The organism is Photobacterium sp. (assembly GCF_033720175.1).
Classification (GTDB): domain Bacteria; phylum Pseudomonadota; class Gammaproteobacteria; order Enterobacterales; family Vibrionaceae; genus Photobacterium.
In genome coordinates this window covers 102,030-119,141 of record NZ_JAWWDA010000006.1, presented here as the reverse complement: position 1 = coordinate 119,141, position 17,112 = coordinate 102,030, and the positions used below count along the sequence as shown (strand labels likewise).

The following is a 17,112-nucleotide window of genomic DNA, read 5'->3' as shown; positions in this document are numbered from 1 at the left end:
TATATCATCCCACTTTATTGATCTAAAACAATTTCACCTCTATTTAACCCTTACGGGGTATTTAAGCAATTATTACTGGATTTAAACTACTCATATAAAAAGATGAAGAGTTGTGACAAGTTTGATTCCGTCTTAGCGTATTGGCTGCTGTCAGTAAAATGCTCATTGTTACATTATTTTACCAAAGGTGTTAACACATGTTCGATCGTTCACGCCGTAATATGTTTAAGCGTCGTCGCAATCCTGAATTGCAGCGTTTGCCATGGGTTATTGATGAAGCGTTTTTCACTGAGAGCTGCACCCGCTGCAATAAATGCATCAGTGCGTGTGAACCCCAGGTTATTGTAAAAGGTGACGGGGGATTTCCAACTATCGACTTTAACCACGGTGATGGTGAATGTACTTTTTGCTACCGCTGCGCAGAGGCTTGTCCAGAGTCATTGTTTCATCCACAAACAGATACCCCCTGGGAGCTGAAAGCTCAGATTAATCAGCGTTGTCTGGCATATAACAAGATTGAATGCCGTAGTTGCGGTGATATGTGCGGAGTACAAGCAATACATTTCAGGCCGCAAGCTGGCGGAGTTGCTCTGCCGGATCTGAATGCAGAAGATTGCACGGGGTGTGGTGCCTGTCTATCGGTTTGTCCGACATCAGCAATCGCCATGGTGATTAACGAAGCAGAAGAGAAATAGTTTATGGCGCAACAGGAAGTTCATATCTCTAGCCTGGTTGTACATGTAAAACCAGAATATTTAGAAGTCGTTAAAAATCAGATACTTGATTTTCCTGATACGGAGATTCATGGTGAGAGCGAAGAAGGAAAGCTCATTGTCGTTCTGGAAACGGCGAATCAAGGGTATGTGACTGATACTATAGATAAAATTAACAACCTAGACCATGTTTTAATCACTTTTTTAGTGTACCACCAAATTGAACACTTTGATCCGCAATCTGAGGATGATTCATGAAAATGACAAGACGTGCGTTTGTTAAGGCAAACGCGGCTGCATCAGCGGCAGCTGTTGCTGGTATTACCTTGCCAGCGTCAGCAACTAACTTAATTGTGAGTTCTGATCAAACCAAAATTAAATGGGATAAGGCTCCGTGTCGTTTTTGTGGTACAGGTTGTTCGGTACTGGTAGGTACGCAGAATGGTCGAGTCGTTGCCACTCAGGGTGATCCGGAAGCGCCTGTCAACAAAGGCCTGAACTGTATCAAAGGTTATTTCCTCTCTAAGATCATGTACGGAAAAGACCGTCTGCAAACGCCTATGCTGCGGATGAAAAACGGCAAGTTTGATAAAGACGGCGACTTTGCCCCTATTTCCTGGGATCAAGCCTTCGATATCATGGCTGAGAAATGGAAAGCTGCACTGCAAGAGAAAGGCCCGACAAGTGTGGGTATGTTCGGCTCTGGTCAGTGGACCGTCATGGAAGGGTATGCGGCTTCAAAAATGATGAAAGCCGGCTTCCGTTCTAACAACATCGACCCGAATGCGCGTCACTGTATGGCGTCTGCTGTTGGTGGCTTCATGCGTACCTTTGGTATCGATGAGCCGATGGGCTGCTACGATGATTTCGAACATGCCGATGCGTTTGTGCTTTGGGGCTCAAACATGGCTGAAATGCACCCGGTTCTATGGACACGTATTACTGATCGCCGTTTAAGTAACCCTCATGTCAAAGTAAACGTGTTGTCGACCTATTATCACCGTTCATTTGAACTGGCTGATAACGGTATGATTTTCGAACCGCAGAGCGATCTGGCAATTGCGAACTTCATTGCTAACTACATCATCGAAAATGATGCCGTGAACTGGGATTTTGTTGATAAGCATACTCACTTCAAGCGTGCGACGACAGACATTGGTTACGGTCTTCGCGACGAGCATCCACTGCAGCAGAAGGCCGAAAACCCGAACGTCGGCAAAATGCACCCAATGAGCTTTGAGCAGTATAAAGCGTCGGTTGCAGAGTATACGTTAGAAAAAGCCTCTGAAATGTCTGGGATTTCCCAAGAAAAGCTGCTGGAAATGGCAAAGCAGTACGCTGATCCGAAAGTAAAAGTGATGTCACTGTGGACCATGGGGATGAACCAACATACCCGTGGTGTGTGGATGAACAGCCTGGTTTACAATATTCACCTATTAACCGGTAAGATCTCGCAGCCGGGTAACAGCCCGTTCTCGTTGACTGGGCAGCCGTCAGCCTGTGGTACAGCCCGCGAGGTGGGTACGTTCTCTCACCGTTTGCCAGCCGACATGGTGGTTGCAAATCCCAAGCACCGTGCGATTGCAGAAAAAATCTGGAAACTGCCTGAAGGTACAATTCCGCCAAAACCGGGTTATCACGCGGTTGTCCAGGATCGGATGCTAAAAGACGGTAAGCTAAACGCTTACTGGGTAATGTGTAATAACAATATGCAGGCGGGGCCGAATATCAATGAAGAGCGTCTGCCTGGTTACCGTAACCCGGCAAACTTCATTGTTTGTTCTGATCCGTATCCTACAGTAACGGCTCAGGCGTCAGACTTGATCCTTCCGACCGCTATGTGGGTAGAAAAAGAGGGCGCTTACGGTAATGCCGAGCGTCGTACCCAAGCTTGGTATCAGCAGGTTGAAGCGCAGGGTGATGCAAAATCAGATCTGTGGCAGCTAATGGAATTCTCTAAACGCTTCAAGATTGAAGAAGTGTGGGGGGATGATCTGCTGGCGAAAATGCCGCAATACCGCGGTAAGAGCATGTATGAAGTACTGTTCCGCAATGGCCAGGTAGATAAGTATCCGCTCTCTGAAGCGCAAGAGCTTAACGATGATGCAAAAGCGCAAGGCTTCTATCTGCAAAAAGGCCTGTTTGAAGAATATGCAGCATTTGGTCGTGGTCATGGTCATGATTTAGCACCCTATGATACGTACCATAAAGTGCGTGGCCTGCGCTGGCCGGTTGTTGATGGCAAAGAAACGCTATGGCGTTTTGCTGAAGGTTCAGATCCATATGTTCCGGAAGGCTCAGGTTTTCATTTCTATGGTAAGCCAGACGGTAAAGCTAATATCATTTTTGCACCGTATGAGCCAGCACCTGAAATGCCAGATAAAGATTATGACATGTGGCTATGTACTGGCCGTGTATTAGAACACTGGCATACCGGTACCATGACCCGCCGTGTTCCAGAGTTGTACAAAGCCGTGCCTGATGCGGTTTGTTATATCCACCCTGATGATGCCCAAGTCCGTGGCCTGCGCCGTGGTGATGAAGTGTTATTGGAATCTCGTCGAGGTGAAGTTCGTTGCCGAGTTGAAACGCGAGGCCGTAACCGCCCTCCTGTCGGTTTGGTCTTCGTACCATTCTTTGATGCTCGCATCTTGGTTAACAAACTGATTTTGGATGCCACTGATCCGCTGTCTAAGCAGACAGACTTCAAGAAGTGCCCAATCAAGATCACTAAAGTTTAATTAATCGTATGACGTTAGCTATCGAGTTCACACTCAGTGAGCGACTGGGCCAGGGCGGGATAGCTAACGTTCTTAAGACGAATTTAGCCCAAAGGCGGAGAATACAATGAAACGACTAGTTTTAGCGGTCATGGCTGTTGGTATGTTATTGACCGGTACCGTGCAGAGTGCAGATGAGCTTAACAACCAAGCTGTTACCAATCCGGGGGGGATTGGTGGCGTAGAATCATTACGCGGTGTCAGTGAGCTGGAAACCACCCGCCCGGCTGATGCATTTAAACGTTACCCACGAGATCAGGGTACGATTGATAGCGATTATGTCTATCAGCCACCGCTGATCCCACACACCATTCGTAACTACGAAGTGTCATTAAATGCGAATAAATGTCTGGCTTGCCACAGTTGGAAAAATGCGAAAGAAATGGGCGCTACGAAAATCAGTGTAACCCACTACCAGACCCGTGAAGGTCAGGTATTGTCAGATGTTTCACCACGTCGCTATTTCTGTCAGCAGTGTCACGTTCCTCAGGCTGATGCAAAGCCATTGGTTGAGAACAGTTTCCAACGTGTTGATGCTCTGCGCTAATTATAGCCACAATAAAAAGAGAGGCTATATATGAACATTTTAAAGGCATTTTGGAGAAGACTGACATCGCCAAGTAAAGTGGCCGTTGGTGTCGTCTTGTTTATGGGATTTATGGGCGGCTTGTTATTCTGGGGGGCGTTTAACACCGGAATGGAAGCAACCAATACGGAAGAGTTTTGCTCAGGCTGTCATGCGCCGATTGTGAAAGAGATCCGTGAGACGGTTCACTTCTCGAACCGTTCGGGTGTGCGTGCGATTTGCTCTGACTGTCACGTACCGCATAACTGGACAGATAAGATCGTTCGTAAAGTACAGGCATCAAAAGAGCTGGTGGCTTTCGCGATGGGGACTATCGGTACAGAAGAAAAATTCAAAGAGCGCCGTGCATACCTTGCTAACCGTGAGTGGCATCGGATGAAAGAAAATGATTCGCAGGAATGTCGTAATTGCCATAACTTTGAATACATGGACTTTTCAGAACAAGGTCCACGTAGTGTTAAACAGCACTCAACGGCATTGGCATCGGGTGAGAAAACATGTGTGGATTGCCATAAAGGTATTGCACATAAATTACCTGATATGAAAGGTGTTGAAGGCTGGTAATAACAACAAGGTGAGAAGACGATGAGCACATTAGAGTCGATTATTTGGCACACGCTAGGTTATGCCGCAATGCCTGTTATCATTTTAACGGGGTTTGCTGTTGTCGCTGCAATATCGGTAGGCGTACTGGCGTTGGGTAAAGATAAAAATATCTGATGCCCCCCCTGGCTGTCATTAGTGACTACCGTGTAAAAAAGAAATAAAAAGCCATGTCTGAGAGACGTGGCTTTTTTCTGCGTACAATTTGTTTATATATTAAGGTTCTATATAACCGGCTTCAGAGAGCATACTGCGGAACAGTTCTGCTCGTTTTCGATTAACGCCAAAATCGGAATAACCCACTCGCGATTCTGAACGTACCATCAGCTGCTTGTCTTGTCGGCGTACTTCAAAATCATCAACAAACTTAAACAGGCTACTTCTGCACTCTACCCGAATATACGCCTCGCTCTGAGAACCTAAGCTGGCGCCAGGCAGTGAAAGAGCCAGCTCAGTAATACGCTTCCAGTTGTTGAGGCCAGCTTCGCTCAGAACAAAGTCCGCTAAATGATATTCCTCCCTTTTATCAGCGGTTGAGACACAATTTGGCCTCTCTCGGCATGGCTGCATTGATCTGTCAGGAAATGACACATTATCAGTGTCGGCATTCGAACAACCGAACAAAATTCCGGTGCTTGCTAGCAGAAATAGTGGCTTTATTAATTGAAGCTTCATTTTTGCCATCCTGTTTTTTGTGTGATCTGATACGAGTAGATTTATGGTTGTGTCACGATTGCATTAGAAAAACGGCAAACCCTACCCATGATGCCACGAGTAGCACCCATGGCAACCAATGTTGTTTGTGAATGACAACGTGTTCAGGAGTCGCTGGAGCCTCTTCTTTTGGCTGCTCCTGTTGGTTACTGACGTGTTTCTTACGCAGCTTGTCACGTTCACGCGCTTTGACTTTTTGCTGTTTCTTATAGAGTTCGATGCCTTTTTGAATGCCGACCGCAACCAGTTTAGTCTGATCTTTGGTCTGGCCTGGCTTTTGCGTCGCTTTCGCAATGCGTAGTGCTTCAGCTTGCGTTTCTGGTGAGGGGGGATTGGGGTTTTTCTGGGTGGTCATTTTAACTCCGCTCAATGGTCTGATCATAGAGGTGCTTTTGTGATTATACCTTGTCCCTAACTTGGGGGGGAGTCTGTTCCAGAGAGTATAATGGTGAGATGTGTAGGAATATTTCAACTAATGAATAAAATTTTCTCGGTTCGCCTACTGCTGGCAAGTGTTTAAGTCGTTGATGTTTGTCAGATATGGTTGTTTTTTATAACATTTCCTAAATTGTTCTGACACCGAGGCTTTCGTAATAAAACAGAATTTGTGTGGTTATTTGAAGATAAAGCGTGATCTTGGCTACAAGATGAATAATTGAAAAGTGCGGTGTACCACAGAATTAACCACGGCGAGGTTACTGTTTCATCGAGATGAATTATCTTATTAAAACAATAAATACAATGTACATTATATTCAACTGGTTGAATTTGGTATGGTTTGCCACCATTGCTCATAGAGAGAGAATGTGTGAGGAAACACTTTGTTTTATCCAATGGATGCTTATGACAAGCATGGCTTGCTAAAGCCTTCGATGATGTTGTGGTTAGTTTTGGCGTTCAGCGCTAAAGCGTGGATTGTCTTTGTAATGGCTGGAGCCAGCCGCGATCAGGGGTCGCAAATACTGACAATTTTCTATCCATTACGAGAAAGCTTGTATGTCGGAATGGCAATAGGGTTACCCGCACTACTATTGATGTGGTTATCCGGCCTGCGATATAAAAACTACAACTTAATGAATTTTTTATGGCAGCACGGCAAAAAATTATTACTTGCTGCCTATATCACCGATTGTTTACTGCAACTGTATCACCTGTCGCTCACTCATGGTGCATTCAGCTGGACTCGCGCAACGACGATGTTGCTTACCCTGTGGTTCAGTTTGTATTTGATGAGAAGCACCCGAGTCAGGAATACATTTGCAGATAGGCCTATAGAGAGGTAAAGCAAATGAATGAATGGAGTAAAGGTTTAGTGCTCTTTAGTGCACTGTTAAGCCCTTTAGCCATGGCTGACTGGTTATTAGACGTTAACTTTGAACTGACCGGTTTAGATACCAAGCAGACGGTAAATACATCACTGTCTCTGCTACCTGGTGAAGAAACGGTTTTTTTCGGCACATCAGAAGAGGGGAGCAGTGCCCGTGAGCTGGTTGGCAGTGCAGAGTTGCTGCAAGTATCAGCGGAAGAAGTGATAATAGCCTTTAAGGTACAAGAGCGTCTGGATGATGGTGAGTGGCGTACCATTATTTCACCTACACTTTCAACGGGTTTGAATTCGCCTACATCATTTGAAACGGTTGATGACCGTTCCCATGAACAGGTAAAACTTCATGTCGAAGTGACTTCGGTATAACGTTCACCGGCTTAAGATTGAATAATATAACGCTCCTGTCGGGAGCGTTTTTTATGGCCGGAAACGTTATAATCATTTCTCTAGATTGACGTTGAAGAATATTCAGGAGAATCATATGGCTATCGCACAACCCGCAATTTTGCCAGAAGCCGGCCCTTTTGCCCTTTATGTTGTAATGAAGGTTATCGGAGGCAAGGACGCGGTTATTGCTCAGTGTAAATCGCTGCATCATACATTAGCAACACTGAACGAGCAGCAGCCTGATGGCAATCTTCGTGCCAGCCTGGCCTTTGGCAAAGCATTCTGGCTGTCTTTAGATAAAGGCTGTCCAGCAGAATTTGAAGATTTTACTCCGCTTGGTAGCGGTGATATCACGGCACCTGTAACGGGAGGTGATATTCTGCTTCATATAAACTCAAGCCGTCATGATTTGAACTTCTACACCTTACGTTGCTTTCTTGAACCTGTTGCAAAAGACATTGAAGTGTTAGACGAGACTTATGGTTTTAAGTACCTAGACTCTCGAGACATGATTGATTTCATTGATGGCACGGAAAATCCGAAAACGACAGAAGCCCGTAGTGATGTTGCTTTGATCAAAGGTGGTGAGTTCGCAGGTGGTAGTTTCGTGATGGTTCAGCGATTTGTGCATAATCTGCCTGCTTGGAATCGTCTGAATATTCAGGCACAAGAAAAAGTAATTGGTCGGACTAAACAGGGCTCGGTTGAGTTGGAAGATGTTCCCGCAGCTTCTCACGTTGGCCGTGTTGATCTTAAAGAAGAAGGCAAAGGCCTTAAGATTGTGCGCCACAGCCTGCCGTACGGCACGGTAACCGGCGATCATGGCTTGCTGTTCATTGCCTATTGCCATACTCAGCATAATTTCAATGCGATGTTAAAGAGTATGTACGGCGATAGCGATGGTCAATCGGATCAGATGCTACGTTTTACGAAGGCTGTCACTGGCGCATACTTCTTTGCACCGCCGGTTGAGATGTTGGAAAGTTTGTAATAAACGGTAAGCGCGGTTTAAAGCGGTTCTATGGCCCTGAGGAGCGGCAGATAAACTGTTTCGAGTAAACTAGGTGCGATTTTAGAGTGGCGAGGATAAGACGCTTTAAGCGCCTAGGAAAAACAGGCTCTGGGAAGATCAAGAACTTGACACTTCATTTAGGTTTTTGAAATCGTGCTTACACGACTATAGATTCTAATATCTCGACACTAGATACTCGTCTCTATTTTTTGCACCCATAAACAAAAACGCCACCCGAAGGTGGCGTTTTTGTTAAGACTGAGACAATCTTACTTCTTGATGCGTAGAACTGGAGTTTCACCCACAGTCACCGCGCCAGAAAGTTTGTTCAGTTCTTTGATCTCGTCCATGTTAGAGATAACAACAGGAGTCAAAGTTGACTTTGCTTTCTCTTCCAGTAGCGCAAGATCGAATTCGATAACAGTGTCACCGATTTTAACAGTTTGGCCTTCCTCTGCAATGCGAGTGAAGCCTTCACCTTTCAGCTCAACAGTATCAATACCGAAGTGAACGAAAAGCTCAATACCATCGTCAGACTCAATAGAGAAGGCGTGGTTGGTTTCGAAGATCTTGCCGATTGTACCGTTTACTGGTGCAACCATCTTGTTTCCAGTAGGCTTGATAGCGATGCCGTCACCAACGATCTTCTCTGCAAAAACAACATCTGGCACATCTTCGATGTTTACGATTTCGCCAGAAAGTGGTGCGATAATTTCAATGGCACCAGCTTCGTTGCTGTCGTCAGAAACCAGCTTCTTCAATTTGTCAAACAGACCCATATCGTTGCTCCTAAGCGTTGTTATTCTATCTGCAGCTATATTATTAGCAGATGGTCTTTTCTGCGATGAATTTTTCTACGTGTGCTTCGATTTCAGCCGCCGTAGGTAGAGCAAGTGCTTGCTCTGCCATGGCTTTAACATCAGCAAAGTTAGTGTTACGGATAACTTTCTTAATGCGTGGAATTGAAATCCCGCTCATGCTGAACTCGTCCAGACCCATGCCTAATAGCAATAGGGTAGCACGTTCGTCACCAGCTAGCTCGCCACACATGCCAGTCCACTTACCTTCTTTATGAGAAGCATCGATAACTTGCTTGATCACAGTCAGTACGGCAGGTGATAGCGGGTTATATAGATGAGAAATAAGCTCATTTCCGCGGTCAACTGCAAGAGTATACTGGGTTAAGTCGTTTGTACCAATGCTAAAGAAGGATACTTCTTTAGCAAGGTGGTGTGCGATAGCGGCTGCTGCAGGTGTTTCCACCATTACGCCGATTTCGATTTCCTCGTCAAAAGCAAGGCCTTCAGTACGCAGTTCAGCTTTGTATTCTTCAATAGCTGCTTTCAGTTCACGGATTTCTTCTACAGAAATAATCATCGGGAACATGATGCGGATCTTACCGTGTGCCGATGCACGTAGAATTGCACGCAACTGGTCACGCAGAATTTCACGACGATCCAGGCTGATGCGAATTGCACGCCAGCCCAGGAACGGGTTCATTTCTTTAGGCAGATCCAGATACGGGAGATCCTTGTCACCACCGATATCCATGGTACGGATAATTACTGATTCGCCGTGCATTGCTTCAGCAACGTCTTTATATGCCTGATACTGCTCATCTTCGGTTGGAAGAGAGTCACGGTCCATGAACAGGAACTCGGTACGGTACAGGCCAACACCTTCACCGCCGTTACGGTTAATACCGTCACAGTCTTTAACGGTACCGATGTTACCGCAAACTTCTACTTGCTGACCGTCAAGGGTAATAGCAGGTAGGTCCTTCAGTTTTGCAAGCTCATCTTTCTCAGCCTGATACTCGTCACGGATCGTTTTGAATTTGGTTAACTCGGCTTGTGTTGGGTTGATCACGATTTGATTATTGATTGCATCAAGAATCAGCATGTCACCATTTTGAACACGAGTTGTAATATCGTTGGTACCCACGATTGCAGGTAGCTCAAGAGAACGTGCCATGATAGAGGTGTGCGAAGTACGGCCACCGATATCAGTAATGAAGCCCAGTACGTAATCCAGATTGATTTGTGCTGTCTCAGAAGGCGTCAGGTCGTTTGCAACCAGAATCACTTCTTCGTTAATGGCACTTAGGTTAACGATGCTGATACCTAATGCGTTTTTAACGAAACGGCTACCGATATCGCGGATATCCGTTGCACGTTCTTTCAGGTATTCGTCATCTAAAGATTCTAGCGTTGTTGCCTGCTCTTCGATAATAGAGTGAATAGCCAGGGCTGCAGATGCTTTGTTGTCTTTAATGAAGGCTATGATTTCTTCTTCAAGCTCCTCATCTTCCAGCAACATGATGTGACCTTCAAAGATCGCTTCCTTCTCTTCACCGAAGGTGACACGTGCTTTTTCTTTGATTACTTCTAGTTGCTCAGAAGATTTTTTTCGAGCGTCGAAGAAACATTGAATTTCGTTATCGATCTGGTCTGCAGAGATTGGAGTTTTGCTAATAACAATCTCGTCTTCTTGTAGTAGCAGTGCTTTACCAAAAGCAATACCAGGAGATGCCAGGATACCTGAAATCATAGCCTTACCTTAAATTAACTAAAAAACTAGGGAACGTAACAAACAGACGGCGGATTAGTGCAGCGTGTCCATTAGAGCAACCAGGTGGTCTACTGCAGCTTGTGCCTGAGCACCTTCAGCAGAGATAGTTACGTGAGTACCTTTAACTAAACCTAGTGTTTGTAGTTTGAACAGACTTTTTGCACTTGCGCTCTTACCGTTAGAAGTAACAGTAATGTCGGCGTCGAATCCTTTAGCTTCTTTAACGAACTGAGCCGCTGGACGAGTGTGTAGACCGTTTTCTGCAGTAATTTCAACTTGCTTCTGATACATTTTTCACCCCGATTATCGATATAATATTTATTTAATATTTATGTAACTGAAAGAAAGCTTAACGTGTGTAGTCTTAGCTTGCCAATACTTAGTATAAACTACCCAACAGTTCGTCGTTTTAGCTTAACCCAAGTCAAGTTTTCGTGAGATTGTTTGTCTTGGTTGCATCTTTAAGGTCAAAATTTAACCTTTTAATTCGATGCTTAAATTAAAGCGTTGCAAGTTTATATTAAACGTAAAGGGAAAATGCAACAAAAAAGCCCCCGCAGGAGCTTTATAAGGCAAGAATTAGTTATGGATTACTTAAAAGTGTGATCACTGTTGGGTTTCTTTGTCGGTGAAAATACCTGCAAACAGAGCCGTGGACAGGTAACGCTCACTTGAACTTGGCAGCACAACAACAATATTTTTACCGGCAAACTCTGGGCGTTCAGCAATCCGGTTTGCAGCCACCACGGCGGCACCGGAAGAGATACCAGCCAGAATACCTTCTTCTTCCATTAGGCGGCGCGCCATCGCAATAGAGTCTTCAGAGCTGACGCGTTCAACTTCATCAATCAGAGACAGATCAAGGTTGCCTGGAATGAAGCCTGCGCCGATCCCTTGAATTTTGTGAGGTGCCGGTTTTACTTCTTCACCGTTCAGGGTCTGGGTAATAACCGGAGACTCGGAAGGTTCGACGGCAACTGTGGTAATGGCTTTGCCTTTATGCAGCTTGATGAAACGGCTAACGCCTGTCAGCGTACCGCCGGTTCCGACACCAGAGACGAAGACATCAACGTCACCATCTGTCGCATCCCAAATTTCCGGACCTGTTGTCTTTTCGTGAATTTCAGGGTTGGCAGGGTTGTTAAATTGCTGCAGTAGCAGATACTTATCCGGGTCTGATGCTACAATCTCTTCTGCTTTATCTATCGCACCTTTCATACCTTTTGGTGCTTCGGTCAGCACCAAATTCGCCCCCAAAGCCTTAAGCAGCTTACGGCGTTCGAGGCTCATACTTTCAGGCATGGTCAGGGTTAGCTTATAACCGCGTGCTGCAGCAACGAAAGCCAGGGCAATACCGGTGTTACCACTAGTCGGTTCAACCAGTTCAACGCCGTCTTTTAAGAGGCCTTTTTTCTCGGCATCCCAAATCATATTAGCGCCAATTCGGCATTTAACGCTGAAGCTCGGATTACGGGCTTCGACTTTCGCCAGAACGTTACCTTTACTTACGCGGTTCAGACGTACTAGCGGAGTATTACCAATCGTTAAGGAGTTATCTTCGTAAATCTTGCTCATGCTTGTCGTTCCTTCATGACACGTTCTAATTTCAGATAGAGTAAGCATAAACCGTCATTAGTATTTGGAAAGTAATTTATTGTTATATCTTATTGTTATAAAAGAAGACCCTAAATTCTAGCTTTGAGGATCGAGAGAGAAGTGCGGTTACGGAAAGAGTGCCACTTGGGTATATAACCGGTGAAAACGGTTCTTGGGCTTTATATGCGGTAGGATAAGTAAGTCGATTGTTTTTGAAACATTAATTGGCTTAGCAAGCCTGATCTTGCCCACCGCATTGTAAATAAGAGGAGAGTTTCCTCTCCTTTTTGCTTAGTGTTTAGTACCTATCATCTGCTCTCGGTAATGATCGACCCACATCGCCGTTGCGCCGCATACGGCGATTGGCATAACAAATAAGTTCAGTATGGGTGTCATGGTAAAGAGCATGACTAAACTGCCAAAGCTGAGTGATTTACCGCGTTTGAGTTTCAAGGCATCACGCATCGATCCAAAAGGAATTTTATGGTTATCGAACGGGTAATCGACATATTGAATGGTCATCATCCATGCGCTGAATAAGAACCACAATACCGGCCCAACGGTTTGGCCGATAGCCGGAATCCAAAGCAGGATGAGCAAGCCAATAGCTTTTGGCAGATAGTACTTAATTTTTGTCCATTCTCGGCTCATGATCCGCGGCAGATCTTTCATTATCTCTTTTAGCCCCGCATCTGGTGCAGGCTTATTGGTCAGTTTTGCTTCGAGGTGCTCTGCCAGTAAGCCATTAAACGGCGCAGCAATCCAATTGGCGATGGTACTGAAGAGATATGAAAATATGACCAGCGTTGCTATCGCAAGCAGTGGCCATAGCACATAAGACAGCCAATCTAACCATGACGGTAATGATGCTAACCAGCTGTTAATCCAATCACTGAGTTGACTTAAGACAAAACCAAATGCACTGCCAAACAACAGCACATTAATTAAGAGAGGCAGAATGACAAATCGCCGGGTTCCCGGTTGCATGGCTAAAGACATGCCTTTGAAAAAGTATCCTGCGCCACTGATTGGGGCTTGGATGATTTGCGGTTTTGACATTAAATACTCCTTACACAAAGTTCTCATCCAGAGAGGCGGACGTTGATCTTCTTCTATGGGATACCGGGCATGTTAACGGGGAGAACGGTATAGAATCAAATCCCCAATTTGTTGTCATAGCTATAAGAGGGAAGTTTGGTGGTTATTTTGTCTGAAATTTGTGCAAATTTGTGCTCGGTAGCACTATCTTGCACGAATACCGATATTCATCTTCTCATTATTAATTGAGTTTTGGTACATTAAGTTAATAGTAGGCTTTAAACCTGTTAGCTTTTAATCAGCTCAGGTGCTTTTGTAAGACCTGTGACATTTTTACTATCATTTACCCCGTAAGGGATAACGAGTTAATTCAGAGTATTCATAATGCAGGAATTGCGTCTGGTTCTTATTATTGTTGGTGCGCTGGCTATCTCTGCGCTTCTTTTACACGGTCTTTGGACCAGCAGAAAAGAAAAGCCCGCGAAATTTGGTGAGAAACCGTTAGGTAAGTTAGGGGATACTAACAATGTAGATACCGATGGTTTTGATCAAGATGGCGTTGGTTTCGTTCGGGTGGTCAATAATGCACCAGAAGAAGCTGAGAAAAAAGCCCATAAACGTACCGAGCCTGAATTACATTTTGGCGAAAAGTTGCAAGCTGATCCGCTGCTTGATGCTGCCTATAATGCACCTTTTGTCGATGATGGGGCTGATGTGCCCACAATATCAGTAACCGCGGAAAAAATTGAACCGCCAGCGAGTATCGATACAGACCAATCAAAGCCTGAGGCGGTGCCGGTTGCTGAACCATCAGCGGAGAGAATGTCTGTTGAACCGCAAGGGCAGGCTGAGCCTGTTCAAGTCGTCAACGCTGAGCCAGCAACAGCGGATACAGCGCTGTCTACAAGACCTGACGCTGAACCCAACAGCAGTGTAGAAGCCCAACCGGTTGTGGCCGATATCTCGGAAGAGGTTGCAGAGCTTATTGAACCTGAAGAACCAGAGCCGGAACTTGAACCGAGCTATCTGGCCCTGAGTGTCCATGCCCGTAATGGCGAGATGCTGCAAGGGGCAAGGTTATTTGGTTGCCTTGAGCAACACAATCTGATTTTTGGCGATAATGCGGTTTATCACCGTCATGCCGATCTGGCTGGTATTGAACCGGTACTGTTTTCTGTCGCTAATATGGTCCATCCGGGCAACTTCCCTGAAGGAGGCGCAGACGACTTTGAAACACCGGGCGTCTCTTTTTATCTGATGCTGCCTTGTTATGGTCGTGCTGATCAGAATTTCAATTTGATGCTACAAACGGTTCAGCAGATTGCCGATGAATTAAATGCCGATGTGCTTGATCATGAGCGAACGATGATCACCCCGAACCGAATCGATGAATATCGTGAAAAAGCTAAGCTGTACACCCAGATTTAAGCTCCATAGTTAAGATAGATAGTTTCTATTAGGCTCCTGCAGAGGAGCCTTATTTTTTAGGTAGGAAGAGTAATGAGTACCGACATTCAGCAACAAATTGCCGCGTTGCGTGAACAACTCGCATATCACGGTCACCGTTATTATGTAGAAGATAACCCAGAAATCCCTGATGCTGAATATGATCGGATGATGCAACAGTTACTGGATCTAGAGGCCGAATATCCGGAATTGGTGACGGTTGATTCTCCTAGCCAGCGAGTTGGCGGTACTCCACTTGACGTTTTTACCCAGGTAAAGCATGAACTACCTATGTTATCGCTTGATAATGCGTTTAATGACGAAGATCTGCGGGCTTTCGAAAAACGGATGCTGGATCGCCGGATCTCTGCGGGGAAATTGAGTTACTGCTGTGAGCCAAAGCTGGACGGCTTGGCGGTAAGTCTGATGTACGAAAACGGTGTGCTGGTTCAGGCGGCAACGCGGGGTGATGGCAGTACGGGGGAAAACATAACCGCCAACGTACGTACCATTCGTTCCATTCCCCTGAAGTTGCAAGGTGGAGGCTGGCCGGCTCGGCTGGAAGTTCGCGGCGAAGTATTCATGCCTAAGAAAGGCTTTGATGCGCTGAATGCACGTGCCCTAAAAAAAGGTGAAAAACCTTTTGTTAATCCGCGTAATGCAGCGGCAGGCAGCCTTCGCCAGCTAGACTCGAAGGTTACCGCAACCCGCCCGTTAAGTTTCTATGCCTATTCTGTCGGCATTGTCAATGGTATTGAATTGGCTCCAAGCCAGTATGATCGCCTGGTACAATTGAAAGGCTGGGGGATACCGATGTGCCCTGAAATCAGGCAGCTTGAGACTCTGAATGATGTGATTGCCTACTATCAGGATATTGGCCTGCGTCGCCAGGATCTGGCTTACGAAATCGACGGTGTCGTAATTAAAGTTGATGATGTTGAGACACAAAAGCAACTTGGGTTCGTAGCACGAGCCCCTCGCTGGGCGATTGCCTATAAATTCCCGGCCCAAGAAGAGATGACGGTACTTAACAATGTTGAGTTTCAGGTCGGGCGAACAGGGGCGATAACCCCGGTGGCGAAGTTAAAACCCGTTTTTGTCGGTGGTGTCACTGTCAGTAACGCGTCACTGCATAATGCCGATGAAATCGCCCGCTTAGGCGTGATGGTTGGCGATACGGTGATTATTCGCCGGGCGGGGGACGTGATCCCTCAAGTCGTTTCTGTGGTTGAGTCACGTCGGCCAGAGGGGGCCGAGCCGATTGTTTTCCCAACAGAATGCCCGGTGTGTCAATCGAAAATAGAACGTGTTGACGGCGAAGTGGTGGCGCGTTGCTCTGGCGGCTTGTTCTGTCAGGCGCAACGTAAAGAAGCCCTTAAACATTTCGTTTCCCGTAAAGCGCTGGATGTTGATGGTTGTGGCGAAAAAGTCATCGAGCAACTGGTCGATCGGGAAATGGTATCGACCCCTGCGGATCTGTTTAAATTGTCGGCTGGTATGGTGACAGTGCTTGAGCGTATGGGGCCTAAATCTGCCCAAAAACTGATTGACTCCCTTAATAAATCAAAGTTGACCACGCTACCACGTTTCTTGTATTCACTCGGTATTCGAGAGGTGGGGGAAGCCACTGCTGCAAATCTGGCTAACCATTTTGAAACTTTAGAGGCCGTTGCTAAGGCAACGAAAGAACAGTTAATTACGGTTCCGGACGTCGGCAATATTGTTGCTGAGCACCTGTTCAACTTCTTCCGTGAACCGCATAACATGGAAGTGATCGCTGACTTACTGGCTGTCGGTATTCACTGGCCTGCGATAGAAAAGCCGGATACAGACATGGAGTTGCCTCTCGAAGGAAAAGTTGTTGTTTTAACTGGTACCCTATCGCAACTGACCCGATCTGATGCCAAGGCGGCGTTACAGAGCTTGGGGGCTAAAGTGACGGGCAGTGTCTCCAAGAAGACCGATTTACTGGTTGCCGGTGAAGCGGCGGGCTCTAAGTTAGCCAAAGCACAAGAGCTTGACATTGAAATTTGGGATGAACAAACGCTTGTTGATTTCATGAATCGTTAACCGCCTTCTCCCCGGGTATGTTCTTATTTCCATATTAATGAACATACCCACTTATTCCCCTTGCCTTTATTTCTCATTTCAAATTATTCCCCTTAGATATTTTACGTGGCTAAAATAGTTCAATTAAATTTTTAGAAATTTGACAGCCTTCAAGCTGTAAATATAAAAATGGCGGGCTATTTTTTAGTGACACTTCTCATTTTATGTTTTTTGTTTTTATTTATATTGTTGTTTTTAATCAACTTTTAGGTTTGTTTACAAGTTCTTTG

At 45.6% G+C, this 17,112-nt stretch carries 18 protein-coding genes; 11 read left to right on the top strand and 7 right to left on the bottom strand.

The genetic code is table 11. The features are described from left to right. The first annotated feature begins 197 nt into the window (after nt 1-197). The 6 genes from napF (at nt 198) to R3289_RS08740 (ending at nt 4,799) form a co-directional block, all read left to right on the top strand. On the top strand, nt 198-695 hold the full coding sequence (napF, locus tag R3289_RS08765; protein WP_318925145.1) for a ferredoxin-type protein NapF: 498 nt from the start codon (nt 198-200) through the stop codon (nt 693-695). A gap of 3 nt (nt 696-698) precedes the next feature. Further along, nucleotides 699-971 (top strand): chaperone NapD, encoded by a 273-nt coding sequence (locus tag R3289_RS08760; RefSeq protein ID WP_318925144.1) that lies wholly within the window; start codon nt 699-701, stop codon nt 969-971. After that, a complete protein-coding gene (gene napA, locus R3289_RS08755; RefSeq protein ID WP_318925143.1) occupies nt 968-3,454 on the top strand; it encodes a periplasmic nitrate reductase subunit alpha in 2,487 nt (828 codons plus the stop codon). The genes R3289_RS08760 and napA overlap by 4 nt, the downstream gene beginning before the upstream one ends. A gap of 106 nt (nt 3,455-3,560) precedes the next feature. After that, the gene (locus tag R3289_RS08750; protein WP_318925142.1) at nt 3,561-4,040 is read left to right on the top strand and encodes a nitrate reductase cytochrome c-type subunit; all 480 of its coding nucleotides are present in this window, start codon (nt 3,561-3,563) and stop codon (nt 4,038-4,040) included. Between the two features lie 30 nt (nt 4,041-4,070). Further along, nucleotides 4,071-4,643 carry a NapC/NirT family cytochrome c gene (locus R3289_RS08745; protein ID WP_318925141.1) on the top strand — a complete coding sequence of 191 codons (573 nt, stop codon included), beginning with the start codon at nt 4,071-4,073 and terminating at the stop codon, nt 4,641-4,643. A gap of 21 nt (nt 4,644-4,664) precedes the next feature. Continuing rightward, a complete protein-coding gene (locus R3289_RS08740) occupies nt 4,665-4,799 on the top strand; it encodes a TIGR02808 family protein (RefSeq protein ID WP_318925140.1) in 135 nt (44 codons plus the stop codon). Between the two features lie 99 nt (nt 4,800-4,898). Here the strand turns inward: R3289_RS08740 and R3289_RS08735 are convergent, their stop codons facing one another. Continuing rightward, nucleotides 4,899-5,357 (bottom strand): DUF1499 domain-containing protein, encoded by a 459-nt coding sequence (locus R3289_RS08735; RefSeq protein ID WP_318925139.1) that lies wholly within the window; start codon nt 5,355-5,357, stop codon nt 4,899-4,901. Nucleotides 5,358-5,409: 52 nt separating this feature from the next. After that, complete coding sequence (locus tag R3289_RS08730; RefSeq protein WP_318925138.1) at nt 5,410-5,751, bottom strand: DUF2956 domain-containing protein; 342 nt, start codon at nt 5,749-5,751, stop codon at nt 5,410-5,412. A gap of 466 nt (nt 5,752-6,217) precedes the next feature. Here R3289_RS08730 and R3289_RS08725 point away from each other — a divergent pair, with 466 nt between their 5' ends. The 3 genes from R3289_RS08725 to R3289_RS08715 all read left to right on the top strand — a co-directional run bounded on the left by R3289_RS08725 (nt 6,218) and on the right by R3289_RS08715 (nt 8,101). Further along, a complete protein-coding gene (locus R3289_RS08725) occupies nt 6,218-6,679 on the top strand; it encodes a DUF2919 domain-containing protein (RefSeq protein ID WP_318925137.1) in 462 nt (153 codons plus the stop codon). A gap of 5 nt (nt 6,680-6,684) precedes the next feature. Beyond that, the gene (locus tag R3289_RS08720) at nt 6,685-7,089 is read left to right on the top strand and encodes a hypothetical protein (protein WP_318925136.1); all 405 of its coding nucleotides are present in this window, start codon (nt 6,685-6,687) and stop codon (nt 7,087-7,089) included. A 115-nt stretch (nt 7,090-7,204) separates the two neighbouring features. Further along, nucleotides 7,205-8,101 carry a Dyp-type peroxidase gene (locus tag R3289_RS08715; protein WP_318925135.1) on the top strand — a complete coding sequence of 299 codons (897 nt, stop codon included), beginning with the start codon at nt 7,205-7,207 and terminating at the stop codon, nt 8,099-8,101. A gap of 290 nt (nt 8,102-8,391) precedes the next feature. Here R3289_RS08715 and crr read toward each other — a convergent pair whose 3' ends face one another. The 5 genes from crr to cysZ all read right to left on the bottom strand — a co-directional run bounded on the left by crr (nt 8,392) and on the right by cysZ (nt 13,348). Continuing rightward, nucleotides 8,392-8,901 (bottom strand): PTS glucose transporter subunit IIA, encoded by a 510-nt coding sequence (crr, locus tag R3289_RS08710; protein WP_318925134.1) that lies wholly within the window; start codon nt 8,899-8,901, stop codon nt 8,392-8,394. A gap of 43 nt (nt 8,902-8,944) precedes the next feature. Continuing rightward, the gene (gene ptsI, locus R3289_RS08705) at nt 8,945-10,672 is read right to left on the bottom strand and encodes a phosphoenolpyruvate-protein phosphotransferase PtsI (RefSeq protein WP_318925133.1); all 1,728 of its coding nucleotides are present in this window, start codon (nt 10,670-10,672) and stop codon (nt 8,945-8,947) included. A gap of 54 nt (nt 10,673-10,726) precedes the next feature. Next, nucleotides 10,727-10,984, bottom strand: a complete 258-nt coding sequence (locus R3289_RS08700) for an HPr family phosphocarrier protein (RefSeq protein ID WP_107281790.1) — start codon at nt 10,982-10,984, stop codon at nt 10,727-10,729. 315 nt (nt 10,985-11,299) lie between these two features. Then, nucleotides 11,300-12,268, bottom strand: coding sequence for a cysteine synthase A (gene cysK, locus R3289_RS08695; protein WP_318925132.1), 969 nt, complete (start codon nt 12,266-12,268; stop codon nt 11,300-11,302). A gap of 312 nt (nt 12,269-12,580) precedes the next feature. Beyond that, complete coding sequence (gene cysZ, locus R3289_RS08690) at nt 12,581-13,348, bottom strand: sulfate transporter CysZ (protein ID WP_318925131.1); 768 nt, start codon at nt 13,346-13,348, stop codon at nt 12,581-12,583. Between the two features lie 363 nt (nt 13,349-13,711). Here cysZ and zipA point away from each other — a divergent pair, with 363 nt between their 5' ends. After that, nucleotides 13,712-14,755 (top strand): cell division protein ZipA, encoded by a 1,044-nt coding sequence (gene zipA / locus R3289_RS08685; RefSeq protein WP_318925130.1) that lies wholly within the window; start codon nt 13,712-13,714, stop codon nt 14,753-14,755. Between the two features lie 72 nt (nt 14,756-14,827). Beyond that, nucleotides 14,828-16,843, top strand: a complete 2,016-nt coding sequence (gene ligA / locus R3289_RS08680; protein ID WP_318925129.1) for an NAD-dependent DNA ligase LigA — start codon at nt 14,828-14,830, stop codon at nt 16,841-16,843. Nucleotides 16,844-17,112 lie beyond the last annotated feature (269 nt).

Excerpts from the sequence above, each read along its gene's own strand:
- napA (WP_318925143.1), top strand. The coding sequence starts at position 968 with ATGAAAATGACAAGACGTGCGTTTGTTAAGGCAAACGCGGCTGCATCA.
- R3289_RS08740 (WP_318925140.1), top strand. The coding sequence starts at position 4,665 with ATGAGCACATTAGAGTCGATTATTTGGCACACGCTAGGTTATGCCGCA.
- R3289_RS08735 (WP_318925139.1), bottom strand. The coding sequence starts at position 5,357 with ATGAAGCTTCAATTAATAAAGCCACTATTTCTGCTAGCAAGCACCGGA.
- napF (WP_318925145.1), top strand. The coding sequence starts at position 198 with ATGTTCGATCGTTCACGCCGTAATATGTTTAAGCGTCGTCGCAATCCT.
- cysK (WP_318925132.1), bottom strand. The coding sequence starts at position 12,268 with ATGAGCAAGATTTACGAAGATAACTCCTTAACGATTGGTAATACTCCG.
- R3289_RS08715 (WP_318925135.1), top strand. The coding sequence starts at position 7,205 with ATGGCTATCGCACAACCCGCAATTTTGCCAGAAGCCGGCCCTTTTGCC.
- R3289_RS08700 (WP_107281790.1), bottom strand. The coding sequence starts at position 10,984 with ATGTATCAGAAGCAAGTTGAAATTACTGCAGAAAACGGTCTACACACT.
- cysZ (WP_318925131.1), bottom strand. The coding sequence starts at position 13,348 with ATGTCAAAACCGCAAATCATCCAAGCCCCAATCAGTGGCGCAGGATAC.
- R3289_RS08745 (WP_318925141.1), top strand. The coding sequence starts at position 4,071 with ATGAACATTTTAAAGGCATTTTGGAGAAGACTGACATCGCCAAGTAAA.
- ligA (WP_318925129.1), top strand. The coding sequence starts at position 14,828 with ATGAGTACCGACATTCAGCAACAAATTGCCGCGTTGCGTGAACAACTC.
- crr (WP_318925134.1), bottom strand. The coding sequence starts at position 8,901 with ATGGGTCTGTTTGACAAATTGAAGAAGCTGGTTTCTGACGACAGCAAC.
- ptsI (WP_318925133.1), bottom strand. The coding sequence starts at position 10,672 with ATGATTTCAGGTATCCTGGCATCTCCTGGTATTGCTTTTGGTAAAGCA.
- R3289_RS08730 (WP_318925138.1), bottom strand. The coding sequence starts at position 5,751 with ATGACCACCCAGAAAAACCCCAATCCCCCCTCACCAGAAACGCAAGCT.
- R3289_RS08750 (WP_318925142.1), top strand. The coding sequence starts at position 3,561 with ATGAAACGACTAGTTTTAGCGGTCATGGCTGTTGGTATGTTATTGACC.
- R3289_RS08720 (WP_318925136.1), top strand. The coding sequence starts at position 6,685 with ATGAATGAATGGAGTAAAGGTTTAGTGCTCTTTAGTGCACTGTTAAGC.
- zipA (WP_318925130.1), top strand. The coding sequence starts at position 13,712 with ATGCAGGAATTGCGTCTGGTTCTTATTATTGTTGGTGCGCTGGCTATC.
- R3289_RS08760 (WP_318925144.1), top strand. The coding sequence starts at position 699 with ATGGCGCAACAGGAAGTTCATATCTCTAGCCTGGTTGTACATGTAAAA.